1 protein-coding gene is annotated in these 1,179 nt (G+C 69.6%); it reads left to right on the top strand.

The window, feature by feature from the left end; all coding sequences use genetic code 11:
* Window positions 1-1,179, top strand: a 1,179-nt coding sequence (locus tag A5625_RS01275) for an amino acid adenylation domain-containing protein (protein WP_156747804.1), incomplete at both ends; no start/stop codon positions are given.

The following is a 1,179-nucleotide window of genomic DNA, read 5'->3' as shown; positions in this document are numbered from 1 at the left end:
GGTGTCGTCGGTGGATGTGCTCGATGAGTGTGAGCACGCGCGTTTGGATGAGATGGGTAATCGGGCGGTGTTGAGCGGACCCGCACCGTCGGCGGTGTCGATCCCAGCGTTATTCGGCGAACATGTGGCCCGCGCTCCCGAGGCGGTGGCAATCAGCGGCGAAGACCGCGCCATGACCTACCGCGAGCTGGATGAGGCGGCGAACCGGTTGGCGCACTTGTTGGCCAGCCGGGGCGCCGGCCCGGGGCGGTGTGTGGCGCTGTTGTTGCCCCGCTCGGCGCAGGCGGTCGTGGCGGTTTTCGCAGTGCTCAAGACGGGAGCGGCGTACCTGCCGATCGACCCGGTGGTGCCGGCGGCTCGGATCGAGTTCGTGCTCGCCGATGCGGCGCCGGTCGCGGTGGTCACTACCGCCGGGCTGGCCGAGCGGCTGAATGGGCATGAGCTTCTGGTCATCGATATCGACGCCCCCCCTATCGATAGCCGCCCCCGTACGGCTTTGCCGGCACCGGCCCCCGACGATATCGCCTACTTGATTTACACCTCGGGTACCACGGGGGTGCCCAAAGGGGTTGGCATCGCCCATCGCAACGTGACCCAGTTGCTGGCGGTGTTGGATGCCGGCCTGCCGCGCGCGGGGGTGTGGGCGCTCTGCCACTCGTTGGGGTTCGACGTGTCGGCGTGGGAGATCTTCGGTGCGCTGTTGCGCGGCGGTCGGGTGGTCGTGGTGCCCGAGGAGGTGGTCGGCTCACCGCCGGACTTCCACGACCTGCTGATCAATGAAGGGGTCAGTGTGCTGACGCAGACCCCGTCGGCGGTGGCTGCGCTGTCCCGGCAGGGGCTGGAGTCGGCGGCGTTGGTGGTGGTCGGGGAGGCCTGCCCGGTCGAGGTGGTGGACTGGTGGGCGCCCGGGCGGGTGATGGTCAACGCCTACGGTCCCACCGAAACGACGATGTGTGTCGCGATCAGTGCGCCACTGACCGCTGGTTCGCGGGCGGTGCCGATCGGCGCGCCGGTGCCGGGGGCGGCGTTGTTCGTGCTCGATCGGTGGTTGCGTCCGGTGCCGGCCGGTGTGGTCGGCGAGTTGTACGTGGCCGGCTCTGGGGTGGGCGTCGGATATGTCGGTCGCTCGGGCCTGACCGCGTCGCGGTTTGTGGCGTGTCCGTTCGGCGGGCGCGGGAC

The sequence above is a fragment of the Mycobacterium sp. 1465703.0 genome, from assembly GCF_001672975.1.
Classification (GTDB): domain Bacteria; phylum Actinomycetota; class Actinomycetes; order Mycobacteriales; family Mycobacteriaceae; genus Mycobacterium.
This window is presented reverse-complemented; position numbering and strand designations above follow the sequence as displayed.